Here is a 21,883-nt window from a genome sequence, read left to right as displayed (position 1 = left end):
CACTGTGCCCAACCTCCGAGGGAACTACAGCTAGAGCACAAAATCCACGGCAATAATCTGTTCGCTGTTGGGAAGTGAGTACATTTTGAGAGGCTCGTGCAGCGGATGCGTGTCGTATACCTCGAGGTCTTCGGCGGCGTTGAAGTCAGCAACAATCGCGTAGTCGAAGGAGCGGCCATGCCGGAGGACATCTGCCCCGTGCGTGAACTTCAGGAGGCCTGGAATGTTGCCCTCCAGCCGGTCCAGTCCTTTCCGCCAGGCCATCATGTCCGCAGCAGGGAAGTCAGCCTTGAACTTGAACAGCACTGCGTGCCGGATCACGCCTGGGCTCCTGTTGCATCCGCCAACTCTGCCGGCCTGTATTCCGCTGGTTCGCCCGCGATGGTGCGGCCCGCCAGGTAGCCCATGGTCATGATGGGTCCCAGGGTGGCGCCTGCTCCCGGGTAGCCTGCAGCATAGGCATTTTCCGTGGTGTTTCCCGCGGCGAAGAGGCCGGGGATGGGATCGCCGTCCACGTCCAGAACCCGGGCAAGGCCGTCAGTGGCTACACCTCCGTTGCTGCCAAAAGCTCCATTGACCACCTCCATTGCATAAAACGGCCCGGTCTGCAGCGGACCCAGGGACGGGTTGGGCCACGGGCAGTCGTCGTCGCCCCAGTATTTGTCATACGCACTGTCGCCACGGCCGAAGTCGGGGTCTTCGCCCTTGACAGCATGGAGGTTGAAGCGATCAACGGTGGCCTCCAGGTTCCCGGCGGGGACACCGATCCTGGCGGCCAGTTCCGCCAACGTGGCACCCTCCACCAGGTAGTCCGGCGTCGGCTGGCCTGCCCGGTGTGCCAGGACGCCGAAGCGCTCCAGGTAGCTGTGGTCGAACACCACATGTGCGGGTGTGTTCAGTGTCTGGTTGTTGGGCGAATCCCATGACTGCAGGCAGCGGGCGAGGTCGTTGTAGTTCTGGGACTCGTTGGCAAACCGCCGGCCATGGCGGTTGACCATAAGGGAGCCCGGCCCTTGCCGCTCAAAACGGAGCAGGGTCCCCACGGGCGCTCCATCGCGGGTGTCGCCTGTGATGGACATTGGCGCCCACCAGGCTTCGCGGGTTCCCCGGATTTGGGCACCTGCCCGCTGGGCCATCTTCAGGCCATCGCCGGTATTCGACGGCGGAGAACACATGATGTAGAGCCGTGAAGCCAACAATGAGTCCGCAAGTGCCTTGTCCCATTCGAAACCGCCCGTGGCGAGGACGACGCCGTCGTTGGCGTGGAACATCTCCCCTGACTCGAGCTGTACACCCACTACCCTGCCGCCGTCGTTCAACAGCTTCTGCCCGCGGGCACCAACCACCAGCGCGGCGCTGTCCCTGACCAAACTGGCCAACAGCATGGACACCAGGGCCTGGCCTTTGGCCACGAGCCCCTGCTCCTGCCGTTGGTTCAGTTTTTCCCAGGGGAACTTGGTGAATGCACCCCAGGCCTCGTACTCCTGCATGGTGAAGGGCGCCCTTCCGTCGGAGCGGACGTGGGCTGCGAGCCCGCCGAGAGCCTCGCGAATATTGTAAAGCCCGGGTTCAACAGTCCTTCCGCCTTCCACGGAACCGGGCAGGTCCTGGCGATAGTCGGGAAAGTTGTCCAGGAAAATGAACTGCAGGCCGCATTCGTCTTCGGTAAAACGGAGCATGGTGTCACCGTAGGTGAGTGCCGCATCCAGCAGTTCTTCGCGGCTCCGTCCGCGGGCAACGGCGCGGACATACCGGGCCGCCGCTTCCTTGGAATCGGACAGCCCCGCTTCGCGGGCATGATGGTTGTCCGCAATCCACAGCATGCCTCCGGATACTGCGGACGTGCCGCCCAGCAATTCGGTCTTTTCCAGTACGACGACGGACTTGCCGGCACGTGCGGCCGTGGCGGCTGCGGTCAGGGCTCCGGCGCCGGAACCGACAACGACGACGTCATAGGTATCGGCAGGGGTGCCGTTCAGGTATTTCATGGTGGTACCTCTCGTAGGGCGTGAAAAGTTCTGGTGGTCAGACAGCCGTGTAGCCGCCGTCGATGACCAATTCGGATCCGGTGGTAAACCGGGATTCGTCCGAGGCCAGGTAGAGGACTCCGTAGGCGATTTCCTCAGGCTCGCCTTGGCGAGGGAGAGGATTTCCGCCTACCAGTTGCTGGTAGTACGCCTCCGCCCCAATGTCCGACTGTTCTGCTGAGTGCCGGCTCATCCGGGTGTTCATGGAGCCGGGATGGATGGAATTCACCCGGACCCCATATGCCCCGTATGCCGCTGCGTCCGACTTGCTCAAGAGCCGGACTGCTCCCTTGGTGGCGTGGTACAGCGGGACATTGCGCCCGCCGGTCAGCCCGTGGATGGAGGAGAAGTTGATGATGCTGCCGGACTCTTTGGCGATCATCGCCGGAACCACGTGCTTGGTCATCAGCCACACCCCTTTGACGTTGACGTCGAAAATGAGGTTGAACTGGTCCATGCTGGCAGTGTGGCTGGCACCTGCCGGACCGATGATTCCTGCTGCGTTGACCAGGATGTCCGGCTGGCCAAGGTCGCCGCTCAGTTGCTTCACAGCCTGGGCGACGCTGTGTTCATTGGTGACGTCGACGTCGTACTCGGTGATGCCGGGATGGGCGTCCGTTGCAGTTGTTCCTGACTGGTCCAAGCTGGCCACGATCGCACCGTGCCGGGCAAGGAGGCGGGCTGTGGCGCCGCCCAGGTCCCCCCTGCCGCCGGTGACGATTGCGACCTTTCCTTCCACCCGCCTGCCTCCGGACTCCGGGCTCGGCTGCGTTGCAGTTTCCATGACCAATTCCTCCTGCCGCGGCGTTGCCGCTTCTCAAACCCGGGTACGGCAGGGCAGCACAACAGAGGCCCCCATGAGGCCGTGGTGTGGTGGGTTTCGGGCGGGTGCCCTGCTGGATTCAACTCTGCCAGTGGATGTGTGAGTGGAACCACAGGGTTACCGATGAACGGGAATCAGATGCTTCCGTTGCTTTGCCGGACGGCGCCCTTGAGTTCTCCCCGCCAACCAAGCGCGCGGGAAATTCCGCGTGCCGCAGTCATCAGGACCGGCACCCGCGCCGCAGCGTTTTCTTCGTTTCTGGGCACCACTACGCTGAGGGCTGCAACCACGGTACTGCTGCGGCCAAAGACAGGGACTGCGATTCCACTGGATTCGGGCACGATGATCCCGGGCATGGAGGCGAAGCCCCGTTGCCGGATGTTGGCCAGGTGCCGCCTCAACTCGTCAGGATCGGTCAGCGTGGCATCGGTGAACTTTTCCAGCGTTCGCGCCAGGAACAGGTCTTGGTAAGCCGGTGGTGAGTAAGCCAGCAACACCAACCCGGATGAGGTTCCGTGGACCGGGAGGCGGCCGGCAACTTTCGTGATGTCAACCAATGAATCCCGGAAGCCAATCCGTTCGATATACAACACCTCTTCAGAATCCAGGATTCCCAAAGTGGTGGAGTGCTGGACCACCGACTGAACGTCTTCCATGAAGGGCAGCGCCGCTTCACGCAGGCCCACCATGCGCGAACTCCTGGAGACCAACTCCCACAGCCTGGTTCCGATCCGGACCTCGCCGCTGGTTTCGCGCTCCAGCAGCCCTTCATGGAGGAGTTCATCCACCAGGCGGTAGGTGGTGGTCACCGGCAGCCCCGAGCGCCTGGCCAGGTTGGCGACGCTCATGGTGAGGTGTGCGTCGTCGAACGCTCCAACCAGCCGCACGAAACGCCGGATTATCGACTCCCCTGAGGACGAATTGGCCATCTCAGTCTCCTGCCTTCACCCGGGATACGAACCGGAATCTGTCCCCGCGGAACGCACTGCGGGTCCACTCCACCGGGGTCCCCGCAGCGTCGCGGGCCAGCCGGTGCACCACCAACAAAGGCGCTCCCATCTCGATCCCCAGCAGCCTGACATCCTCCGGCCCGGCCAGGGCCGTCTCCACGGTGTCCTCGACGTCGGCCACGCGCCGGCCGTAGGCATCGGCCAGGACGGCATAGAGCGAACCTGCCTTGGCAAGCTGGGACTTCAAGCCTGGAAGCTTGCCGGGAAGCCAGGCAACCTCATGTGCCAGCGGTTCCCCGTCAATAAGCCGGATGCGTTCGAGGCGGGTCACGGGATCGCCTGGATCAAGGCCCAAACAGGCGGCTACTGCTGCCTCTGAGGTGACGACTCCCAAGGCAAGCGTCGTGGAATCGGGCCGCAATCCCTGGTTGCGGGCGTCATCGGAGAAGGAGGTCAACTGCCTGACATGGGTCACCTTGGGAGGCGCCACAAAGGTTCCGTGCCCCTGGATGCGGCCCAGCTTTCCCTCGGCCACGAGTTCGCTGATGGCTTGCCTGACTGTGGTGCGGGACGTGGTGTATTTCTCGGCCAGTGCGCGCTCGGTGGGGATCAGGGTGCCGGGTTTAAGGCCCGCGATAAGTCCAAGAACCTCGGTCTTGAGGAGGTAGTACTTGGGTGTACCTGGGACGGCGTCTGGTGGCATATTGGACATCCTACTTGTAGACAACATTATTGGTCTATGCCAATCTGAAGTGAGCCGCTGTGGACCACGCTGGTCTGACACGCCGGAAAACGAAGGGACATCAGTGGAGGAAGTACAGCAGTTCCCCGAAAACGGCGGAGGAAGCCCCAGCGTCGAGAGCGCTGCAGCGGGTGCCTCTGCGTTGAAGGCAGATGCCACTGGGCCTTCGGAAACCACTCCGGCGGTCCTTGGCCTGCACATCGGCGGCTCCAAGACCCACGCTGTCCGGTGGGATGCCACCCACGCAAACGGTGAGGGCATGGAAATCACAGAAGCGAGCGCCAACCTCTCCTCCGTGGGCCACCAAGGAGCCGACGCAGTCCTGCGCAGAATCGCCGCTAGTGTGGGAAGCGGAATCGAGGCCGTGTGCGCAGGAGCTGCGGGCGCGGACACCCCGGCCAGCCGGGCAGTTCTGTCCGCCCTGCTGACCGAACACTTCCCTGGTGCCCGCATAGAGGTGGTCCATGACACCCGCATCGTTCTCGCTGCAGCAGGCCTGGACGCCGGCGTTGTCCTGGTTGCAGGTACCGGTTCGGTAGCCTGGGGCCGGAACGGGGACGGAATTCAAGCCCGCAGTGGAGGCTACGGCTACTTGCTGGGCGACGAGGGCGGCGGATACTCCGTGGTGCGGGACGCGGTTCGAGAAGCCCTGCGGGAGTACTACGCCGGACTGGAACCTGGCACCATGGTCCGCGCGCTCATGGCAGCCACAGCGAACGTGGACGCCTTGCAATTGATGGACTCCTTCTACGCGAAGCCGGAACCTGACCACTGGGCAACCCTGGCTCCCCTGGTTCTCGAGCTGGCGGCTGAGGGCGATCACGCCGCGGTCCGGATCCAGGCTGAAGCCGCACATCACCTTGCGGCGTTGGCTCGACAGGTCCTTGGCGAACTCGGCCTGGACCTGCCCCTGGTCATGGCGGGCAGCCTGCTGGTGAACCACAGCGAACTCGCCGGCGCCGTTGCCAGGAAAGTCTCCTTGGAGGATCCCTCATCAATCCGGATCCTCGCCCAAACACCGGTCCACGGGGCGGTTGAACTGGCACGGCAACTGATTAAAGCCTGACGCGCGAACAGGTGATAGGCACAGGTAACCGGAGTAGTCTGGAGCCATGCCTTTCACGATCGGTGGCTGGTGATGGTGACGCGATCCAAGCAGCGGTGGCTGCCTGCCGTGGTGGTTTCGGTTGTTGCCGCGATGACTGTGGCGTTCGGCTCCATCCAAGCCGGTGCCGCTGCGTCCTTGCCTGACAAGACCGCCGAAGAAATCCTGGCAATGGTGGCACACAGCGAGGTCCGCGATTTCTCCGGCACCCTGGAACAATCCGCGGCGTTGGGATTGCCGGAAATGCCGGCTGCCGGCCCCGGAACCACCCCAGGTGCAGTCCCGGCCATGGAATTGTTGACCGGGACCCACACGGCCCGCGTCTATGTGGACGGCCCGTCCAAGGCCCGTTTCCAGGTCATGGACCGCATGGCCGAGCGTGACGTGGTTGTCAATGGACGGGGCGTATGGTTCTACAATTCGACGGATAACAGCGCCGTCCACTTCACGGCACCGATGCCCACCGGAGCAGTAGACATGGCTCCCCGGGACTTGCCCACGCCCGGGTCCATGGCAAACCGTTTGCTGGCAGGCATTGAAGCCAGCACAGAGGTCTCGGTTGACGAGTCTTCTACGGTTGCCGGCCGGAGTGCTTACCGGCTCAGCCTGCGCCCCCGTGCCGCCTCCACCCTGGTTGACTCCGTGGCAATCGACGTCGATGCTGAAACAGGCCTGACGCTGGGTGTGGAAGTCAGGGCCAAGGGTCAGGAGGACCCCGCGTATTCGCTGGCATTTACGGAGCTGAGCCTGACTGTCCCCGAGGCTGCCCTGTTCGAGTTCACCCCGCCCCCAGGGTCCACCGTGACGGAGAAGGTCCTGCCCGCCAGGCCCGCACCTGCAATGGCGGCACCCACGGCGCCCACGCCCCAGGACAGCCAGAAACCCGACAGACCCCGACCCACCGTGATTGGTCAGGGCTGGGACGCAGTCATTGCCCTGCCGGCAGGCGCTGCGCCGGCAGCGTTCACGGCCAATCCGCAACTGGCCCAGGCACTGCAACCAGTTTCCGGCGGCCGGGCGTTGACGACGTCACTGCTCAGCGTCCTGATTCTCGACGACGGCCGCGTCTTTGCCGGCATGGTGCCTCTGGAACGGCTTCAGTCAGCGGCTGCCGCCCTGTGAGCGAAGCCGCCCCCAGAGACTTTGCCATAGAAACACACGGCCTCATCAAGCGCTTTGGTCACCGCTCCGCCGTCGAGGGAATCGACCTTGCGGTTCCGCGCGGCTCTGTCTACGGCTTCCTTGGTCCCAACGGTTCAGGTAAGACCACCACTATCCGGGTGCTGCTGGGACTGGCTTCGGCAAGCAGCGGCGAGATCCGCGTGCTCGGCCAGGACATGCCGAAGTCGCTCGCCGTGGTCCTGCCTGAAGTCGGCGCCCTGGTGGAGGGCCCCGGTTTCTATCCGTTCCTCTCGGGACGGGGCAACCTGATGCGCTTGGATTCGGCCGACCGCCATGCTTCATCCTCCACCAGGCGCCAACGGGTCAATGACGCACTGGAGCGTGTGGGGCTCGGCCACGCTGCGGCCAAGAAGGTCCGCACCTATTCTTTGGGCATGAAGCAGCGGCTTGGCCTTGCCAATGCAATGCTCCGGCCGCGGGAACTGCTGGTCCTTGACGAACCAACCAATGGACTGGATCCCCAGGGCACGCGTGAAGTGAGGAGCTTGGTTCGTTCCCTGGCCGCGGGCGGGACCACAGTGTTCGTTTCCAGCCACTTGCTCGCTGAGGTGGAACAAATGTGCACGGACGTTGGGGTGATGAGCGCCGGGCGTTTGGTGGCCCAAGGTCCCTTGGAGGAGCTGCGCTCGGCCGGGCAGGCCCGCGTTGTGGTTCAGACGCCCGACGCCGAACGTGCTTCCAGCGTCCTGGCCCGCCTCGGGTTGGTCCCTGGCGACGCTCCCGGCACCGTGAGCCGCCCGGGAACCACAGCCCTGCTGGGCACGGGGCTTAGTGGCTTGGCACCTGAAGCGATTGTGGCCGCACTGGTTGAAGGGGGCGTCAGGGTCCGTGGCTTCGCTGTGGAAAATGCGAGCCTGGAAGAACGCTTTGTGTCTTTGACCGGGGAGGGGTTCGACGTTGTCGGCTGAATCTTCCGGGCAACGGCCCCCGGCGTACGTCCGGCCGGCAGCCGGTTGGGCACTGCTGGGCTCCGAGTTGTCAGTGCTGTTCCACAGGCTCCGCACGTGGGCCATGCTGATCGCCCTTGCTGCCGTTCCCCTCCTGATTGCCGTGGCCGTAAAATTGTCGTCCCGACCCACCACACCCGGACGGGGACCACTCTTTCTGGATCGCATCACCCAGAACGGCCTCTTCGTTGCCGTGACTGCTTTGGTGGTGTGCGTTCCTCTGTTCCTGCCGCTGACTGTTGGAGTGGTGGCCGGTGACACCATCGCCGGAGAGGCGAACGTTGGAACCCTCCGATACCTCCTGTTGGCTCCAGCGGGGCGGATCCGCCTGTTGTTGGTCAAATATGCCGGAGCCGTCGTCTTCTGTTGCGCCGCCACTGCTGCCGTGGCAGCGTCCGGCGCCTTGGCCGGAGTCGTACTCTTTCCAGTAGGGCCGGTGACGCTGCTGTCCGGTGACACGATCAGCGTAGGCGAGGCCGGCGTGAGGACCCTGCTGATTGCTGCCTACATCACGGTCTCGCTCCTGGGGTTGTCGGCAATCGGCCTGCTGATTTCGACCTTCACGGACGTGCCTGTCGGAGCAATGGCCGCCACCATCGTCCTTTCAGTCGTTTCACAGGTATTGGACAACCTCCCCCAGCTTGAGTGGCTGCACCCGTGGCTCTTCAGCCATCATTGGCTGGGATTCGCCGATCTGCTGCGGCAGCCGATCTCCTGGACATCCTTTGCCGCGAACGCCACCCTCCAGGCCGGATACATCGCCGTGTGCGGCGCGCTGGCCTATGCGAAATTCTCCACCAAGGACGTGTTGTCATAGCTTTGTCGTAGGCTCTTCCCATGGCCAGATTCTTTGACGTTCACCCTGAAGATCCACAACCACGCGCCATCGGCCAAGTGGTGAATATGCTCCAAGGCGGCGGCCTGATCGCCTACCCCACCGACTCCTGCTACGCGCTGGGGGCGCAGATCGGCAACCGGGAAGCCCTGGACCGCATCAGGACCATCCGGCACCTGGACGACAAACACCACTTCACCCTGGTGTGCAAGGACTTCGCCCAGATGGGGCAGTTCGTGATGCTGGACAACGACATCTTCAGGAGCATCAAGGCCGTCACCCCCGGCAGTTACACCTTTATCCTCCCTGCCACCCGCGAAGTGCCAAAACGCCTGCTGCATCCCAAGAAGAAAACCGTGGGCGTCCGCATTCCCGACCACAAGGTAGTCCAGGCACTGTTGGCCGAACTTGGTGAGCCTTTGCTCTCCAGCACACTCCTGTTGCCGGATGAGGAAGAGCCGCTGACCCAGGGCTGGGAAATCAAGGAGCGCCTGGACAACCAGGTTGATGGTGTCATTGACGCGGGCGACACCGGCTCGGAACCCACCACCGTGATCGACTTCTCCAGCGGAGTCGCAGAGGTGGTGCGGCGCGGCATGGGCGATACTTCGCGTTTCGAGTAACCCCAGCCGGCGGCTGGTTCCGGCACTCAGCCTCCCGGCTTACTCCTCCGGCTTGCGTGCCCGGCTCGGCTGAACACGCATCGGCTCGCCCGGCATTTTGGGGAATTCCGGCGGGAAGGGCATCTCACCCTGGCCGTTTCCGACGTCCCGCTCCCACCAGGACAGCAGCACGTCGATATCGCCGGGGTGATCGTGCATGGACGACCACGGGTCGCCGGTCTTCGCCAGTCGGTCCGGAACCGTGGCGATGGTGTACATAGCGGGATCGGCACTCTCCAGCTCATCCCAGGTCAGCGGGCAAGAGACCTGGGCCGTGGGAACGGCGCGCGGGCTGTAGGCCCCCGCTATGGTCCGGTCCCGGTTGGCCTGGTTGAAGTCCACAAAGATCCGCGTCCCGCGTTCCTCTTTCCACCACGCGGTGGTGACCTTGTCCGGCATACGCCGCTCCAACTCACGGCCAGCGGCGATCACCGCATGGCGCACGTCAAGGAATTCGTGCTTGGGGTGGATCGGCGCGTAGACGTGCAGCCCGCGGTTGCCGGAGGTCTTGATGAATGCTGTCAGGCCGGCTTCTTCCAGCACTGACCGGAGCTCCAGGGCGGCCGGGATGGCGTCGTCGAAATCGGTTCCCGGCTGGGGATCAAGGTCTATCCGCAGCTGGTCCGGATTATCGGGGTCATCGGCCCGGGAGGCCCAGGGGTGGAAGACCACAGTGTTCATTTGCGCCGCCCATACCGCTGCAGCAGGCTCATCGATCACCAGCTGCGGATGGGACCGGGCGCTGGGATAGGTCACGGGGACGGAACGGACATAGTCCGGAGCACCCTTGGGCGGATTCTTCGAGAAGAACATCTCGCCCTCGATGTTGCCCGAATAGCGTTGAAGACTGATCGGCCGGTTCCCGTTGGCGGCCACAAACGCCTCTCCGACGTCGATGAGATAGTTGGCGAGGTCCAGCTTGGTCACTCCCGCCGCGGGCCACATCACCCGGCTTGGACTGGAAATCCTGACCTCCCGGGGGCCGTGGGGACCGGGCACTGTAACGGTGGTTGCTTCGCTGGCCATGGCCACAAGCTACCCCGTTAATGGCCCACACGTCAGCACCCACGGTATTTTCGGTGTGGTGGGCAATGATGGAGATATGGCAAGCACCGAAACACCCCTCACCATTGCTGTCGGAGAATCAAACATCTCCGCCATTCACCTCCGGCCGGAGAACCCTTTCGCCACCTTGGTGGTGGCCCACGGCGCCGGGGCAGGAATGGAACATCCCTTCCTCCAAGGTTTCGCGGAAGCCCTGGCTCATGAGGGCGTAGCTACCCTGCGCTTCAACTTTCCCTACCGCGAAGCGGGACGCCGGTTCCCTGACCGTCCGCCGCTGTCCATCTCCACTTGGCGCGAGGTGATGGCTGTGGCCGCTGGGCTTGGTGACGGCGGCCCTGTCTGGGCGGGAGGCAAATCCTTCGGAGGGCGCATGGCATCCATGGCTGTGGGTGAGGGCATGCCTGCCCGCGGACTGGTGTACCTCGGCTACCCTTTGCACGCCCCGGGCAAACCGGAAAAGCTGCGCGATGAACACCTCTACGGCATCAAGGTGCCCATGCTGTTCCTCCAAGGGACGCGCGATACGTTTGCCACGCCGGAATTGTTGGAGGCCGTGGTGGAAAAGATAGGCCCGACGGCGACGCTCCAGTGGAGCGACGGGGGTGACCATTCGTTCGCGGTGAAGGGCCTTAAACGCGGGGCGGCCGAGACCGGGGCATCGCTGGCACCGGCGGTGGCTGCCTTCATGCGCGCAAACTGACCTGGAAGGCAAAAACCCTGCTCCGGGGCCCCGGACTATTTTGGCACGGGCTCGTGGCGAAGGTAGGCCCGCCGGAAACGTCCCGTACCGGCGGTGAGCGCACGCAGTTCGATGGCGTAGCGCAGGAGTTCCTGATCCGGCACTTCAGCACTGATCTCCGCTCCCTCGCCAACGGCTGCGTCAGTGCCGGTGACCCGGCCGCGCCGCCCGGAAAGATCGCTCATCACCGCCCCCACGTACTCATCAGGGACGCTGACTACAACTGAGGACACAGGTTCCAGCAGCTGCATTTTGGCGGCCGCCGCTGCTTCGCGAAGGGCCAGTGCGCCGGCTGCCTGGAAGGCCGCGTCCGAGGAGTCAACGCTGTGGGTCTTGCCGCCAACCAACGTCACCCTGATATCCACCACCGGGAACCCGGCAGATACTCCCTTGAGCATCTGGGAACGGACACCTTTCTCAACACTGGCAACGAATGTTGCGGGGATCGCACCGCCAACGATCTTGTCGGTGAAAGCGAAACCTTCACCCCGGGCAAGGGGCTCCACCTCGATGTCGCAGATTGCAAACTGCCCGTGTCCCCCTGATTGTTTGACGTGCCGCCCGTGCCCTGCGGCTTTGGTGGCAAATGTCTCCCTGAGTGGCGTGATGACGTCCACGGTCTGCAGCTTGACGCCCTGGCCGCGCAGCCTGTCAAGGACCACCTCGGCATGGGCTTCACCCATGCACCACAGGATGAGTTGGTGGGTGTCGGGGTTGCGTTCCAAGCGAAGCGTTGGGTCTGCGGCCGCTACTTTTCCGATGCTCTTCGCCAGCACGTCCTCGTCGCTCCTTGACGCGCCTTCTATCGCAATGGGCATCAACGGCTCGGGCATATTCCACGTCTCGATCAGCAGCGGCGCTTCCCTGCCTGAGACGGTATCCCCGGTCTCGGCGCCGGCAAGTTTGCTGATGGCACAAATGTCCCCCGCGACACATTGCGGAACGGCCTTCAGGCCGGAGCCCACCGGCGCGTAGAGGTGGGTGACGCGTTCGTCAGCGTCATGGTCCTCGTGGCCCCTGTCCGCGAGTCCCCTGCCGCCAATATGGATCGAGGAATCTTCCCGAAGGGTCCCGGAAAAGACACGCACCAAGCAAACACGGCCCAGGAACGGATCCACGGTGGTCCGCACCACCTCGGCGGCCAACGGCCCTGAAGGATCGCAGGCCAGCGGCTTGATGGACTTTCCGTCCAATGCCATCACGGCAGGGGCAGCGCGTTCCATGGGTGAGGGCAACGCATCAACCAGCAGATCCATCAGCTCCGAAAGGCCCACCCCGGTCTCTGCCGAGGTGGGTATAACGGGGAAGAAGCTCCCCCGCGCTACAGCTGTCTCCAGGTCCTGGATGAGGTCCGCCAGCGGCAACTCCTCCCCGCCCAGGTACCGGTCCATGAGGGTTTCGTCCTCGCTCTCGGCAATGATCCCTTCGATTAATGGCCCACGAGCCTCATCAACAGAGGTCACTGGTGCCTGATCCCCATCGGAGGGGGCGCCAAGTATGGCCACAAGGCCGGCATTGCCCACCGCAGGAAGGTACAACGGCAGGACTGCTTCCCCAAAGGCCTCCCGGCACCGCGCGACGGCGGCACTGAAGTCGCCGCGCGGATGGTCCAGTTTGCTGATGACCACGGCCCTTGGCATGCCCACTTTCCCGCATTCGCCCCACAGGGCCACGGTCGCGGCATCGATGCCGTCCACTGCCGACACAACAAAAAGGGCCGCGTCGGCAGCCCTCAAACCAGCCCGCAGTTCACCGGTGAAATCGGTGTAGCCGGGGGTATCGATCAAATTGACCTTGACACCGCCCACCACTATCGGCGCCACTGACATGCTCACGGACCGTTGCTGGTGGATCGCGGAAGGGTCGGAATCGCCGACTGTGGTCCCTTCGCTGATGGATCCCATCCTGGTGATGGCCCCCGTCGCGGCGAGCAACGATTCCACCAGCATGGTCTTACCGGCTCCCGAATGGCCTACGAGGGCGACGTTCCGTATTCGGGCCGGTTCACTTGCTGCCAGGGCCGCTCCAGTGTCACTCCTTCGGGCCTCCGGCATTCCGGTTGCGCTTGCCTTTGGTGTTTCCCGTGCGCCCCTCGCGGACATGGGCACCTCCTGGTGCTGATTCCCGGCAGGAGTCCGAACACGTACGGTTCGAACCCTTTACAGGATTGGACACCCTGGGCGGCCACATGGCAAGGGCTGACGGGGGCAAAACCTGCCGCTGGCCGGCGGCCCGTTGTTGGAGGGCGCGGAGCGCAGGGTGTGCTGCACACTAAACGGCCAGCATCCCCCACAGCAACCACGCAGAAGCTGCAGCGCATCCGAGGATCACCACGGTGAAGCCGGCCAACCATACGAAGGCCGGAATGCCCGTGGTTCGGCCCAGAATGAAGGCGTCCGATGCCGCCAGCCTGTCCCGGCGGCGGGTGTGTACCCCGGCCAGTTTAAGGAGGTCGCGGACGCCCCCCACCGAGAGGGCAACGCCAAGTGCCAGGACGACGTAGTTCACTGCCGCAGGAGTAGCGAACAGGATCAGCAGTTGGGCAGTTGCCGCGCTCACCACAGCCACCAAAATGCCGGTGGCGTTTCTGAGGAAGATCAGCGAGACCAGCAGGATCAAAGCCCCTACGGACATCGCCGCCCCGGAACGGCCGGCCGCGAATGCGGCGATCAGTCCAAAGCCAACCACGGCAGGCGCCGGGTAACCCCAAAACCCCGACCAAGCCGCACCGAACGCACTGCGTCCACTGCTGACAAGCCGCCCGGAATGGTCAAGACCGATCCGGAGTCCGTGGACAAATCGCCCGGTCATCAGTGCTGCGTAGGCGTGGCCAAGCTCGTGCACGAAGGTGACGTACAAGCCGAACCAGCGCCAGGTGATGCGCGGAATGCTCAGCACTACCGCACATGCCAGGATCCCCAGCAGGGCCGGTAGCGGGACCGCTGTGGTCTGGACGTCCGTGAATCCGCGGACCACCGCCTCCCACCATGTGTCAAGGATGATCATGGGGCTTTCCGGATCCCCGGCACCATCAACGTCACAGCACGGTTGACTGCAGGCGCGAATGCAAACCGGCGACGAGGATCTCGAGGCCGAAATCGAAGGCTGCCTCGCCGCGTTCACCAGCCGGTCCTGCGAAAGCCAGGGCATTGGTGAGGGCAGGGTACCCCTGTGCCGGTGGCGCCCAGACGACCTCCGGCGCTGCAAGGTCCAAGGCAAAACCCAGGGCGAAACTGTCAATGGTGGAAATCGCCGACATCACGTCCCGGCCGCGGAACCCGGCGGCTTCCAATGCCACAGCCAGGTCCTCGTAGAGTCCCATCACCTTGTCATCCTGCACTGTTTGGAGCACCAACAGTGGCGCGAGTTTTGGATGGCGTGCGAAGGCATCGCGGTAACTGCGGACAATCGTGCGAAGCGAAGCTTCCCAGTCGTGCCCGTCCTCCAGCGCATAGGGGCTTTCGGCGATGATCCGGCCACGCATCAACTCAAGGATTTCTTCCCGTCCGCTGACGTGGTTGTAAATGGAGGACTGGCTCACGCCGATCCGCTTGGCCAGTTTGGGCAGGCTGAAGTCCCCTGCCTCGTCCACCAACTCAAGGGCGGCGGTGACGAGTGCATCGATGGATATCAGCGGGACCAGCGGGCGTGCCATACGGGTATCTCCATTCATGTTGTTGTTACGACTCTAGCCAGAACTTTTCTTCCAGGTATTGTGCTCCGGATCACAAGGCCCTAATCTAAACGAAAGCCTTTCGCTTAATGATCGGCAATTCCCGAACAGCTTCTTCCCCCAGCCCCAGAGGATCCCCATGTCTGACCTCGAAACCCGCCCGCCGGCAGCAGATGCCGGCAACGGGCTCAAACGCAATGCGATCGGTACCGGCGGCATCGCCTTCTTGGTAATCTCCGCCGCGGCACCCCTGACAGTGATGGCCGGCGTAGCCCCTGTGGCCATAGGCATCGGGGGCATCGGCGCCCCTATGGGCTACGTCATTGCCGGAGCAGTCCTGCTGGTCTTCGCCTTCTCCTTCATGGCCATGACCAAGCACGTCAAAGCAGCCGGTGGTTTCTACACCTACATCAGCCTCGCCATGGGAAGGACCGTGGGTTTGGCCGCGGCCATCCTGGCTATCGTGTCCTACAACTGCCTCCAGATCGGCGTCTACGGTCTGTTCGCCGTCCAAACACAAGCCATGCTCCGTACTCTCTTTGGCCTCGACGTGCCTTGGCCCGTGGTCGCCTTGGCAGCCATAGCCGCAGTCTGGCTGCTCGGATACCGCGGCATTGACGTCGGCGCGAAGGTCCTTGGCGTCCTCCTCATCGCAGAATCTGCCATTTTGGGCGTCATGGGCATCGCGATACTGGCCCAAGGCGGAGCTTCCGGCATCAGTTTTGCCTCTTTCACCCCCGAACACGCCTTCACCCCCGGCGTCCTGGCCATTCTGGCGATCTGTTTCGCGGCCTTCATGGGCTTCGAATCCACCGTGCTGTATCGGCGCGAGGCCCGCAACCCGGACAGGTCCGTCCCCCGCGCAACCTACATCGCCGTCGGATTCATGTCAGTGTTCTATGCCTTCATCGTCTGGACCGTCATCCAGGCCTTCGGGGACGGAAATGTTGTTGCCGCTGCCGGTGAGCTGGCCGACGGAATGTTCTTCGCCACCATCAACCAGTACGTCGGCCCGTGGGCCGAGGTGGTCATGTACGTGCTGATCGTCACCAGCGTCTACGCCTCGCAGCTGGCATTCCACAACGCCATCAACCGCTATGTCTACATGCTCGCCAAGGACGGCGTCCTCCCCGCCTTCCTCGGCAGGACCCATCCCAAATACAAGTCCCCGCATCGTGCCGGTCAGATCCAGACCGTGCTGGCCGCCGTCGTCATCATCATGTGCGCAATCGCCGGCGCAGACCCCTACAAGCAGCTGCTGATCTGGGTGAATACTCCAGGCATCGTGGGGATTGTTGCCCTGCAAGGCCTGGTTTCGGTAGCGGCGATCATCTACTTGCGCCGGAATCCTGATGCCGTGACCCACCGGCTTCTGGTGCCGGTCAGCGTAGCCTCTGCCATCCTGCTATTCGGAGTGGTGGCCTTGATCGCGGTCAACATCGAACTCCTTACGTTTGCCGATGCCCTGACCAACGCCCTCCTCCTGCTGGTGACCCCCCTTGTTTTCCTTGCAGGCTTGCTGATCGCCCGGCGCCTGCGTACCACCCGACCTGACGTTTTTGCACGGATTGGAAGCTTCGAAAAACATGACTCCTGACCTCATAGTCCTCGCCGGCACCATCCACACCATGGACGGCCGTGGCACTGATTCCCTCCAGGCAGTTGCCGTCCGCGACGGCGTGGTCACCGCCGTCGGAAGCCGGAGTGACGCCCAGGACTGGGCACACGAGGGCACCCGGGTGGTGGACCTTGGCAACGCAACACTGACACCGGGGCTGGTGGACTGCCATATCCACCCTGTATTTGGCCTGGACCTGACCATAGGCGTTGATTTATCAGGCGCCGCCACACTGGATGAGGTGCGCGCGCTGCTTCAGTCCCAAGCACAGCACGACGGCGGCTGGTTGCGTGGTTGGGGCCTGAACCCGAACGCGTTTGGCAACGTCCCGTTGCACCGCAGTGTCCTGGACCGGGTCAGCGGAGAAAAACCCGCGATGATCCGCTTGTTCGATGGCCATTCAGCCCTGGCCAACAGCCAGGCATTGGAGTTGGCAGGCATCCATGGCAGGTACGAATTCGAGCAGGCATCGGAGGTGGTCTGCGATGCAGACGGCGTCCCCACCGGCCTCCTCCTCGAAGCAGCCGCCATGGAACTGGTCCAGCGGCACATCCCCCAGGAGTCCTTCGGCGAACGGAAGGCCAGGCTCGCAGCCCTCCTGCAGGACTTCGCCAAATCGGGACTGACCGGCGGGCACATCATGGACCACAGCGAAGAATCCGCACGTCTTTTACAGGCTTTGGAGGCCGACGGCGGGCTGCCTTTGCGGCTGCGCAGCGCTCCTTGGTGCATGCCGGGCAGCAATGAGTCTGATTGGAAGGAACTTGCCCGCTCTGTGGGAACCGGTGGCCGGCGGTGGTCGGTGGAGGCCATCAAGCTGTTCGTCGATGGAACTGTGGACAACGGAACCGCCTGGCTTTACGAACCCGATATCTACGGACAATCGACTGCTCCGTTCTGGCCGCGACCTGAAGAGTACTCGGCCGCTGTCAGCTACTTCGCCTCCCGCGGCATCCCTACGGCCACGCATGCGATCGGAGATGCCGGGGTGGAGCATGTCCTGGATGCGTTGGAATCGTTGCAGGGATCCGTTCCGGCAGATGTCCTCCGCCGGACGGTCCACCGCATTGAACACATCGAGACAGTTCCGGACAGACTTGTGGAGCGTTTCAGGGGTGCGGGAGTGGTGGCCAGTATGCAACCAACACACTGCACCCACTACTCAGCAGCGGACCACAGCGATAATTGGTCCACCCGCTTGGGCGCCGAACGTGCCGGCCGGGGTTGGCGCTGCAGGGACCTGCGCGATGCCGGGGTGACTTTGGGCATCGGCTCGGACTGGCCAATCGCACCTTTTGCACCGCTTCCCATCATCGCGGATGCACAGTTGAGGCGGCGATCCGGACATCCCGAGCTGGAACCCATAGCGCCGGCCCAAGGGCTCACCGCGATGCAGGCCCTGGAGGGTTATACCTCGCACGCGGCAAAAGCCGCCGGCCTGTGGGATGTTTCAGGCTCCATTACAGTGGGCAAGCGGGCAGACTTCACAGCCTTCGAAGCTGACCCCCTGACCACCGACCCCGACGAGCTCGCCGCCAGTGTGGTCCTTGGAACGTTCGTGGACGGGGAGATCCAGTTCATGCTGGAGCGACTGGCCTAGCGGGACGGCCCTGACTGCATCCTGTTCTTGGTCCTGGCGGTGGCCGTCGCAGTCCAAGGGTCTTCGGGCCAGGGATGCTTGGGGTAGCGCCCGCGCATCTCGGCCCGGACCTGGGAGTACGGGCCGGACCAGAAAGAAGCGAGGTCGTCAGTGACCGCCAGCGGCCTGCCGGCCGGGGACAGAAGGTGGAACAGCACAGGTACCCGGCCATCGACCAGCCGTGGCGTGCGGTCCCAGCCGAAGCATTCCTGAAGCTTGACCGCCACCACCGGCCTCCCGGCGTCGTGCTCGTCCCTGCCGGCGTCCGGCACCTCGGGATAATCGATCCGGATATGCGAACCGCTGGGAACCTCCAGGCGCTCGGGAGCAAGGGTGTCCAAGCGGGCGGCTTCGGGCCAAGGCAACAGCCTGCGCAGGGGCTCGGCCAGGTTGATCGACTTGACCGGGCTCCCAGTGGCGATCTTTTCAAGTTCCGGGGCCAACCAGTCATCCAGCCTTGCCAGCAGGCCGGCTTCGCTGACATCGGGCCACGGCGCGCCGAGCTCTCGATGCAGCAGCGCCAATCGCCGCCGCAGGGCATCGGCCCCGGTTGACCAACCAATCATTGCCAATCCGGTTTGCGCCAATGCCTCCCCCACGGCCTTGCGCCCGGTTTCAGCGCTGGGGCGGACCGGCGTTGAGGACAAAACAATGGCGCCCAACCTGCGTTCGAGCCGTGCGGTCACTTTCCCCTGGTCAAACTTCGCCCGCACTTCATCGACCCTGGAATTCGGGGCTGCCGCTTCGGCAAGGTCCGCTGACAGGGGTGCGGCTGAGCGGATGACAGCGCCCGTTCCCGCAGCGTCACGGCCTTGGGCGCGCGAGACTTCGGCCACGGCCAACCACTCGTGCCCGGTCAACGGGCTTCCGGCTGGCAGGCCTGCCCGGGTCCCGGAGGCCAACAGGTAGGTGGTGGAGCCATCCCCGGGAACGCGACGCGCCACCCGGTCGGGGAAGGCAAGGGCCACCACAAATCCGGCCGCCTCCCTCGCTGTGACCTCCGTCCCGGGACGTGAAGGCACGACGACGGCCCCCTCCTGCCGGGCAATGGACTCCATGCGGCCGGCTTCTTGGGCGAAACGGCGTGCGGCGGGGTCCGAACCCGATTTCAATGACCTGAGCAATGCCGTAAGGTCAGCGCCAGGCGGACGCTGGTCTCCAGCAACCAGAGCCACCGTTTCCGCCGCCGGACGCATGCCTACCACTGGCGAGCCGTCCAACAGGGCACGGGCCAGGCGGGGGTCGGCGGGGACGCGGGCCAGTGTCTTGCCGATTGCCGTGGCGGTTCCGTCATTGGCAACGGCGCCGAGTCCCCGCAGCACCTCGACGGCCTCTGACATGGCGCCGGGTGGGGGCGGATCAGGCAGCCGCAGGCCTTGACCTCCGGGGGCGCCCCAGCATGCAAGGACCAGCGCGGCTGAAGTAAGGTCTGCTACTGAAATCCCGGGCGTTTGGTGCGCCGGCGCAGCTGCAAAGGCCTGCTGGTCGTAGCAGCGCACTACTGTGCCCGGTCCTAGCCTCGCGGCACGGCCGGCCCGTTGATCAGCGGACGCACGCGAGCAGGAGACAGTCACCAATCCGGACATTCCACGGCCTGCATCCCTCCGGGGTTCCCTTGACAGCCCCGAATCAATGACCAACCGCACCCCGGGAACGGTGAGGGAGGATTCAGCCAAGGATGTCGAGACAATGATCCGCGGTGGCCCACCTGGTTCGCGGCCTGAGACGGCACGGTCCTGGGCGTCGGGGCCGATCTGGCCGTGCAACTCAAGTACCTCCACGCCCGGCGCAACCTGGGCGCGAAGGCGACTGGCGACGTCGGACACTTCACGGGCTCCCGGCAGGAAGACCAGTGCGTCCACCCGAGGGTTCGCTGCCACGGCTTCGGTATGGGCGGTGGCAGCCGTTCGGGCTACGTGATCCAGGAAGGTGCGGGCCACACCCCGATCATTGAGTCTGTGCTCCCGCGCCGGAGCCCACCGGACCTCCAGGGGGAACAGTGCTGAAGGCGAGTCGATAACGGGAGCCGGGCCGCCGTCGTCGTGCCCTGTGCTGCCCTGTAACAACAAGGCGGCAAAGCGCTCTGTGTCCAGGGTGGCAGACATTGCGATCACCACGAGGTCGTCCCGAAGCTCCCGGACCTCGGCAAGCATGCCCACCAGCAGGTCTGTGTCGAGCCCCCGCTCGTGAACCTCATCCAGGACCACGGCGTGGACATCCTCCAGGCCGGGATCATTGAGGAGGCGACGCAGGAGGATGCCTGGGGTGACGAATTCCACCACGGTCTCCTGGGTGGTCTTGCTCTCGCCCCGTACGGTGTATCCCACCCGGCCGCCGACACGGCTTCCGTCCAATGCCGCGAGCCGGCGCGCCGCCGAGCGCGCGGCGACACGCCGTGGCTGGGTAACCACGACACGCGGGTGTGCGCTGTGCTGCTGACCGGAAAGCCGCGGTTCGGCGCGGGAGGCCCACTGTGAGAGCAGGTTGGCCACCAGCGGCGGCACCAACGTGGTCTTGCCGGTCCCGGGAGGTGCCTGAACCACTGCTGCGCCACCTTGGCCCTGACGTTCCAGCGCCGCAGCCAGTTTTGCCAGCGACCCGGCAAAGACCAGCCCCTTGCCGATGGTGTCGAGTCTGAAAGTCACCACACCATTGTCCCTGTTGCCCGGCACAGGAAAGGCCACGCCGGGGTTGACCTGGCGCGGCCTTTCCTGTGGGTCGCAGGGTTCTGCAGGGTTCTGCGGGCGTTTCCTAGCCGATGGTGGAAGCGTCGATGACAAAGCGGTAGCGGACGTCAGAGGCCAGTACGCGTTCGTACGCCTCATTGATCTTGCTTGCCGGGATGACTTCGATCTCGGCACCGAGGCCGTGTTCGGCGCAGAAGTTGAGCATTTCCTGGGTTTCGCGGATGCCACCGATGGCTGAACCAGCGAAGCGGCGGCGACCCGTAATCAAGGAGAAGACGTTGACGGGAAGGGGCTCAGCCGGGGCTCCAACGTTGACCAGGCTTCCGTCGAGCGTCAGCAGTTGGAGATAGGCGCTGATATCGATCGAGGCACTGACGGTGTTGATGATGAGATCGAAAGTGCCGCCGAGCTGTTCGAACGTGGCGGGATCACTGGTGGCGTAGTAGTGGTCCGCGCCGAGCTTGAGACCGTCCTCCATCTTCTTCAGGGACTGCGAGAGGACCGTGACCTCGGCACCCATGGCGTGGGCGATCTTGACGGCCATGTGGCCGAGCCCGCCGAGTCCCACCACGGCAACCTTTTTGCCAGGTCCCGCTCCCCAGTGGTGCAGCGGTGAGTACGTGGTGATGCCGGCGCAGAGGAGCGGCGCTGCGACGTCGAGTTCCAGGCCTTCCGGGATAGTGACAACGAAGTCCTCGTTCACCACTACATGGCTGGAGTAGCCGCCCTGGGTGATGGTGCCGTCGCGGTCAACGGAACCGTACGTGCCGACGTTTCCCTTGAGGCAGTACTGCTCTTCTCCGGCAAGGCAGTTCCGGCACTCCTTGCAGGAATTGACCATGCAGCCGACGCCCACGCGGTCGCCCACCTTGTGCTTGGTGACACCGGAGCCAACTTCGGTGACGATTCCGGCAATTTCGTGGCCGGGGGCCAGCGGGTACTGCTGCGGACCCCAATCGCCGCGGACGGTGTGGATATCGGAGTGGCAGATACCGGCGAACTTGATATCAATGCTGACGTCGTTGGTGCCGACTTCCCGACGCTCGATGGTGGTCAGGGTCAGGTCGCCCGTAGCCGAGGGGGCAGCGTAAGCGTTAGCGGTAGGCATGTTTCTCCTGCGTTGTGAACGTGTTGGTATTTCCATCTAACCCTGTTTTCCTGAACGCAAGGAGTTACTGCTGTAAGGGGT

Annotated in this window: 19 protein-coding genes; 8 read left to right on the top strand and 11 right to left on the bottom strand. The window is 64.0% G+C overall.

Annotated elements, in window-relative coordinates:
- Positions 1 to 30 precede the first annotated feature (30 nt).
- The 5 genes from BLQ01_RS10975 to BLQ01_RS10955 all read right to left on the bottom strand — a co-directional run bounded on the left by BLQ01_RS10975 (position 31) and on the right by BLQ01_RS10955 (position 4,503).
- Complete coding sequence (locus BLQ01_RS10975; protein ID WP_026540591.1) at positions 31 to 321, bottom strand: Dabb family protein; 291 nt, start codon at positions 319 to 321, stop codon at positions 31 to 33.
- On the bottom strand, positions 318 to 1,988 hold the full coding sequence (locus BLQ01_RS10970; protein ID WP_091551751.1) for a 4-oxocyclohexanecarboxylate 2-dehydrogenase: 1,671 nt from the start codon (positions 1,986 to 1,988) through the stop codon (positions 318 to 320). Before BLQ01_RS10970 ends, BLQ01_RS10975 begins: the two co-directional genes overlap by 4 nt.
- A 37-nt stretch (positions 1,989 to 2,025) precedes the next feature.
- A complete protein-coding gene (locus BLQ01_RS10965; RefSeq protein WP_091551749.1) occupies positions 2,026 to 2,811 on the bottom strand; it encodes an SDR family NAD(P)-dependent oxidoreductase in 786 nt (261 codons plus the stop codon).
- A gap of 173 nt (positions 2,812 to 2,984) precedes the next feature.
- A complete protein-coding gene (locus BLQ01_RS10960) occupies positions 2,985 to 3,779 on the bottom strand; it encodes an IclR family transcriptional regulator (protein WP_091551748.1) in 795 nt (264 codons plus the stop codon).
- Position 3,780: 1 nt separating this feature from the next.
- Entirely contained in the window at positions 3,781 to 4,503 is a 723-nt protein-coding gene (locus BLQ01_RS10955; protein ID WP_026540588.1) for a GntR family transcriptional regulator, read from the bottom strand.
- A 103-nt stretch (positions 4,504 to 4,606) separates the two neighbouring features.
- Between BLQ01_RS10955 and BLQ01_RS10950 the strand changes: the two genes are divergently transcribed.
- The 5 genes from BLQ01_RS10950 to BLQ01_RS10930 all read left to right on the top strand — a co-directional run bounded on the left by BLQ01_RS10950 (position 4,607) and on the right by BLQ01_RS10930 (position 9,234).
- Positions 4,607 to 5,608: an N-acetylglucosamine kinase gene (locus BLQ01_RS10950; protein ID WP_254779368.1), complete on the top strand. Its 1,002-nt coding sequence runs from the start codon at positions 4,607 to 4,609 to the stop codon at positions 5,606 to 5,608.
- A 72-nt stretch (positions 5,609 to 5,680) separates the two neighbouring features.
- Positions 5,681 to 6,769 (top strand): LolA family protein, encoded by a 1,089-nt coding sequence (locus BLQ01_RS10945; RefSeq protein ID WP_309803379.1) that lies wholly within the window; start codon positions 5,681 to 5,683, stop codon positions 6,767 to 6,769.
- A complete protein-coding gene (locus BLQ01_RS10940; protein WP_091551746.1) occupies positions 6,766 to 7,737 on the top strand; it encodes an ABC transporter ATP-binding protein in 972 nt (323 codons plus the stop codon). Before BLQ01_RS10945 ends, BLQ01_RS10940 begins: the two co-directional genes overlap by 4 nt.
- Positions 7,727 to 8,593, top strand: a complete 867-nt coding sequence (locus tag BLQ01_RS10935; RefSeq protein ID WP_091551745.1) for an ABC transporter permease — start codon at positions 7,727 to 7,729, stop codon at positions 8,591 to 8,593. The genes BLQ01_RS10940 and BLQ01_RS10935 overlap by 11 nt, the downstream gene beginning before the upstream one ends.
- Before the next feature lie 20 nt (positions 8,594 to 8,613).
- Positions 8,614 to 9,234: an L-threonylcarbamoyladenylate synthase gene (locus BLQ01_RS10930; protein ID WP_026540583.1), complete on the top strand. Its 621-nt coding sequence runs from the start codon at positions 8,614 to 8,616 to the stop codon at positions 9,232 to 9,234.
- A 39-nt stretch (positions 9,235 to 9,273) separates the two neighbouring features.
- Here BLQ01_RS10930 and ligD read toward each other — a convergent pair whose 3' ends face one another.
- Entirely contained in the window at positions 9,274 to 10,299 is a 1,026-nt protein-coding gene (gene ligD, locus BLQ01_RS10925; RefSeq protein WP_091551987.1) for a non-homologous end-joining DNA ligase, read from the bottom strand.
- Positions 10,300 to 10,375: 76 nt separating this feature from the next.
- Between ligD and BLQ01_RS10920 the strand changes: the two genes are divergently transcribed.
- On the top strand, positions 10,376 to 11,038 hold the full coding sequence (locus BLQ01_RS10920; protein WP_091551743.1) for an alpha/beta hydrolase family protein: 663 nt from the start codon (positions 10,376 to 10,378) through the stop codon (positions 11,036 to 11,038).
- Between the two features lie 35 nt (positions 11,039 to 11,073).
- Here BLQ01_RS10920 and BLQ01_RS10915 read toward each other — a convergent pair whose 3' ends face one another.
- From BLQ01_RS10915 to BLQ01_RS10905, 3 genes are all read right to left on the bottom strand, one after another.
- On the bottom strand, positions 11,074 to 13,179 hold the full coding sequence (locus BLQ01_RS10915; protein WP_091551741.1) for an elongation factor G-like protein EF-G2: 2,106 nt from the start codon (positions 13,177 to 13,179) through the stop codon (positions 11,074 to 11,076).
- 169 nt (positions 13,180 to 13,348) lie between these two features.
- The gene (locus tag BLQ01_RS10910; protein ID WP_091551740.1) at positions 13,349 to 14,083 is read right to left on the bottom strand and encodes a M50 family metallopeptidase; all 735 of its coding nucleotides are present in this window, start codon (positions 14,081 to 14,083) and stop codon (positions 13,349 to 13,351) included.
- Between the two features lie 31 nt (positions 14,084 to 14,114).
- Complete coding sequence (locus BLQ01_RS10905; RefSeq protein ID WP_026540578.1) at positions 14,115 to 14,732, bottom strand: TetR/AcrR family transcriptional regulator C-terminal domain-containing protein; 618 nt, start codon at positions 14,730 to 14,732, stop codon at positions 14,115 to 14,117.
- Between the two features lie 157 nt (positions 14,733 to 14,889).
- On the opposite strand from BLQ01_RS10905, the gene BLQ01_RS10900 reads away from it, so the two are divergent.
- Positions 14,890 to 16,347, top strand: a complete 1,458-nt coding sequence (locus BLQ01_RS10900) for an APC family permease (protein ID WP_091551738.1) — start codon at positions 14,890 to 14,892, stop codon at positions 16,345 to 16,347.
- The gene (locus BLQ01_RS10895) at positions 16,337 to 17,968 is read left to right on the top strand and encodes an amidohydrolase (RefSeq protein ID WP_091551736.1); all 1,632 of its coding nucleotides are present in this window, start codon (positions 16,337 to 16,339) and stop codon (positions 17,966 to 17,968) included. Before BLQ01_RS10900 ends, BLQ01_RS10895 begins: the two co-directional genes overlap by 11 nt.
- On the opposite strand, the gene hrpB is transcribed toward BLQ01_RS10895, so the two are convergent.
- Together hrpB and BLQ01_RS10885 are read right to left on the bottom strand one after the other, a co-directional pair.
- Positions 17,965 to 20,832 carry an ATP-dependent helicase HrpB gene (gene hrpB, locus BLQ01_RS10890; protein ID WP_091551734.1) on the bottom strand — a complete coding sequence of 956 codons (2,868 nt, stop codon included), beginning with the start codon at positions 20,830 to 20,832 and terminating at the stop codon, positions 17,965 to 17,967. The two genes, BLQ01_RS10895 and hrpB, sit on opposite strands and share 4 nt — an antisense overlap.
- Complete coding sequence (locus BLQ01_RS10885; protein ID WP_026540574.1) at positions 20,759 to 21,802, bottom strand: NAD(P)-dependent alcohol dehydrogenase; 1,044 nt, start codon at positions 21,800 to 21,802, stop codon at positions 20,759 to 20,761. The genes hrpB and BLQ01_RS10885 overlap by 74 nt, the downstream gene beginning before the upstream one ends.
- Between the last annotated feature and the right edge of the window lie 81 nt (positions 21,803 to 21,883).

The organism is Arthrobacter sp. UNCCL28, from assembly GCF_900102805.1.
Classification (GTDB): Bacteria; Actinomycetota; Actinomycetes; order Actinomycetales; family Micrococcaceae; genus Arthrobacter; species Arthrobacter nicotinovorans_A.
The sequence above is the reverse complement of the archived record's forward strand: the minus strand, read 5'-3'. Positions and strand labels throughout refer to the sequence as shown.